4 protein-coding genes and 1 pseudogene are annotated in these 3747 nt (G+C 42.6%); 4 read left to right on the top strand and 1 reads right to left on the bottom strand.

The genetic code is table 11. The features are described from left to right. Positions 1 to 81: 81 nt before the first annotated feature. Both CLV42_RS33500 and CLV42_RS33495 read left to right on the top strand, forming a co-directional pair. Positions 82 to 1032, top strand: a pseudogene (locus tag CLV42_RS33500) (RHS repeat domain-containing protein); the annotation flags it as partial. Further along, on the top strand, positions 1032 to 1406 hold the full coding sequence (locus tag CLV42_RS33495) for a hypothetical protein (protein ID WP_106606310.1): 375 nt from the start codon (positions 1032 to 1034) through the stop codon (positions 1404 to 1406). The pseudogene CLV42_RS33500 and the gene CLV42_RS33495, both read left to right, overlap by 1 nt. A 157-nt stretch (positions 1407 to 1563) precedes the next feature. On the opposite strand, the gene CLV42_RS33490 is transcribed toward CLV42_RS33495, so the two are convergent. Continuing rightward, positions 1564 to 1905: a helix-turn-helix domain-containing protein gene (locus CLV42_RS33490; RefSeq protein WP_106606309.1), complete on the bottom strand. Its 342-nt coding sequence runs from the start codon at positions 1903 to 1905 to the stop codon at positions 1564 to 1566. A 150-nt stretch (positions 1906 to 2055) separates the two neighbouring features. On the opposite strand from CLV42_RS33490, the gene CLV42_RS33485 reads away from it, so the two are divergent. Continuing rightward, the gene (locus CLV42_RS33485; protein ID WP_106606308.1) at positions 2056 to 2280 is read left to right on the top strand and encodes a SymE family type I addiction module toxin; all 225 of its coding nucleotides are present in this window, start codon (positions 2056 to 2058) and stop codon (positions 2278 to 2280) included. Beyond that, on the top strand, positions 2258 to 3747 hold a 1490-nt coding region (locus CLV42_RS33480; protein WP_211303581.1), incomplete at its 3' end, for a CHC2 zinc finger domain-containing protein. The genes CLV42_RS33485 and CLV42_RS33480, both read left to right, overlap by 23 nt.

Raw genomic sequence — 3747 nt, 5'->3', positions numbered from 1 at the left:
GGCAGTTCTTTGAGTAAAAAAGCGTGCAGGGCTGGTTGCCTGTAGGAGTAAAGTTGCGCAGGGGGCTATCGTTATGGGTTTAATGGGAAGGAGAATGATAATGAGGTGAAGGGAGAGGGAAATCAGCAGGATTATGGGATGCGGGTGTATGATCCTCGAATTGCTAAGTTCTTGTCGGTAGACCCATTGACACCTAAGTATCCGGAGCTAACGCCATATCAGTTCGCAAGTAATAGACCGATTGATGGGGTTGATATTGATGGCTTGGAATGGGGCCCTCCTATGAAGTTTGATCCGAAAACAAGAAAATGGGTGGTGGATGGAGATGCTGCTATTGCAATACATACTCATCCGAATAATTTACTTGGGCTTGTTATTGCGGCGGATATCTTGGTTACAAAGGGCTGGCTTTCAAGGGCCTTTATGGGGGTTCAAGCTGCCAGTGTATTTGAACATAATACTGCAAAAACACCGGAGGCGAAAGCGCTTCAAAAGGAAAGGACGAATGAAGCATTTACACAAGTTTTCCTTTCCTGGGGAGTAAGTAAAATAATAGGAACGACTATTAGGCTTTTACCCTTAGCGAAGGAGATTAAATATTTGTTTAGAGGTACGAGTGAGGGATATGAAGGATCACGCGCGACGCAAATAACAGCTAGCACACCTACAAGTACAGATCCTGCAAAGGCAACAATATTTGCTCTGCGATCTAAGGAGTTTGGTAATGGAATATTACAGATAGTCCTTCCCAAGAATTTGCAGAATGTTGAAGTTGGAGCAACATCGAATGTCTTGGGAGAGCTAGAAAGTGAAGTAGTCGTGGGATTAAAGCCTGCGGAATTAACATCTAGAGCAGAATTTACAATAACAGCAGATGAAGCTAGAAATATATTGGGAAATATGGGTATTAAACTGCCTGCTAGAGTCAAGTTAGACGATATAAGTAATCTGCTTAGAGAGACCCCGCAAATGACGCAGTCTCAGATAGATGAATTCTATAAACAAGCAGCGTCGTTAAAAGTAAAAAAGTAATGGAAAAGGCAAGACTAAAAGTTATAGGTAGGTTACAAAAAGATCTCAATAAGAGGTTCATTCATGGATTAGATTTAGTGGATTTAAAAGATAATCAGCTAATATTATTTTGTGATTACTCAGAGTTTGACATATCTGTCGATTATGTTTTTACGGAAATTATTGACGAGCAAAAGGGGGAAGTCATTCCTGGTTGTCATATTATTTTAAAAAACGTGAGTCAACAATTTTTTAAACCCTTTGATAGTATTCCACATGGATGGAAAACTGTTTGTAAATTTGAATTTGTAAATAACAATATTCCCAGTGTAATTTATGAATTGCCAGAGGTAAAAGGCTGGGATGAAATAGGTCGGCACTTATTCTTTACTTAATAGAATGACTATATAAGAAGATATAACTTTGCGGTCAAAGATAATATTGTATATGAACGAAGCCCCGGTCATTGACCGGGGCTTTTTATTAAATAGCTCTAAGTTTAATATCATTGAGCAAGGCGTAGAGAATGCATTTTTATGTTGTTAGGCCTTGTTATTTAAGTATTGCTTGCAGTTTAGATTTAGCGAGGAAAGCATCCAGCAGGGAGTAGACGCACTCTTTATCCTTATCCGGCAGTTCATTAATCTCATTGAGTCGCTTCATCATTTTAGGGTCCTTTAGAATATTAGTATCATTAGCTTCCCCTAATAAGAATCCCACCGTAGTATCCAGGGCCTCAGCCAACTTCCTAACCACATCAATAGAAGGCAGCATCTCATCCCGTTCATAGCGCCCGATGACAGTATGGGCAGACCCCAGCTTTTTAGCAAGTTCCTGTTGTGAAAACCCTTTAGCTTCTCTGCACTCCCTGAGTTTTTTACCAAAAGAGACCATTGTGATACGTTTACGGTTAATAAAACCCCTGTTATAGAGGGTTTAGTCAAAATTATGAAACGTATGCGGTAAAATAAAATCGTAAAATATTTGTTCGTTACAACTGATCCGGTATCTTTGTACCGTTTACGGTTAATTAAAAAATATTTTATGTCATCAGGAACTAGAAGTAAAGCACTCCGTCGCGGTAAAATGCATGGGCAGTACCGGGCAGTCAGTAATCACTGGCATGGCGGTCGTAATGTACCCTGGTTAAATGTACGGGGTCTGTGGCTGGAAGAAGCAGGCTTTAATGTAGGTGATCCGATAGATATCATAGTCGGAAAAGGAAAGCTGATCGTTAAAAAGGCCTATGATGGAAATAGCAGCCATTAAGCAGCAGCTAACATTATCGCAGGTGCTATCTTATTACGGGTTAAAACCGGATAAGCACCTGCGATTACACTGCCCGTTCCATGATGACAAGACACCGAGCCTGCAGGTGTATTACAAGACGCATAGCTGTTATTGTTTTAGCAGTAACTGTAAGACGCATGGGAAGCCATTGGATGTAATAGACTTTGTGATGTACAAGGAAGGCTGCAGTAAACATGAAGCTATCCTGAAGTGTAAGGCGTTAATAGGTGGTAGTACTACCGCTAGTCCAGCAAGGAACTATAACCGGGAAGAGACGCTGAACTACATGTTCACTTATTTTAAGAATGCGGTGCATAACAGCAAGCCCGCGCAGGAGTATATACAAAGCAGGGGCTTAGAAACTGCACGTTTAGAGATCGGTTATAACACAGGACAGTTCCACCATGGCAGGCGTAGGGATGACCAGCTGATAGCGGTCTGTGTGGAAGCAGGGTTACTGTCTCCATGGGGTACAAATAGCAACGGTGGACAGGGCTACAGGCCTTTTGGGAAGTATTGTATCGTGTTCGCATTGCGCAATAGTAAGGGGGAGATCAGTGGAATGTACTTCCGCAGTACAGTTAATGATGACACGCAACGTCATTATTACTTAAAGGACAGGAGTGGTCTTTATCCTTGTTATCCGAAGCCAGATGTGCAAAGACTAATACTGACCGAATCAGTAATAGATGCCGCCACGCTACTACAGTGTAGTGAGATATCCAAGGAATACGGTATCCTGGCTTGTTATGGGACCAATGGGCTGACAGCCGAGCATGAAACAGCCATCAAAGGCTTAACCCACCTGCAGGAGCTGATCTTTGCTTTTGATGGTGATGAGGCAGGACGCAAGGCAGTTGCGAAATACACCACTACTTTTAAAGAGAAGTTACCCCATGTATTAATCAGCACCTTACAGCTCCCGGAAGGAGAAGACATCAACAGTATGGGTGTTAGTCATACCGCTGAGATCTTCCCTCACTTGTTAAATAGTCGGACTGATTTTTTTCTTTCAGTTGAATCAGTTGAAAAACAAAACGTTCCTGCCTCTGGGCCAGTTGCAGCGCCTTTATCAGCCACCTCTATACTGGACAGTAGTAATCCCTATAAGCTGAGCTACAGCGGCGATCTGGCCATTTATTATGTGCAGGGAGGGGTGAGTAAACAGTTGGACAGCATGAAGGTAACGCTGGTAGTAGAGCGTAAGGACAATAGTCAGAAGAGCCGCAATAAACTGGACCTGTATGAAGATAAACAGGTAGAGAAATTATGCAGGGAAGTAGGTGAGAAACTGGGTCTTCGAAAAGATATACTGGAACAGGACCTATACCAGTTAACAGACCTGTTGGACCAGTACCGTGAAAGGGATGAGCAGCCAGCAGCAGGAGAAGAGGCAAAGGGCTATGCGTTGAGTGTTGGGGAGCGGAGTGCTGCAGAGCGCTTTTT

This window comes from Chitinophaga ginsengisoli (assembly GCF_003014595.1).
GTDB lineage: Bacteria > Bacteroidota > Bacteroidia > Chitinophagales > Chitinophagaceae > Chitinophaga > Chitinophaga ginsengisoli.
Note: the sequence above shows the minus strand (reverse complement) of the source record. Positions and strands in the feature narration are given on the sequence as shown.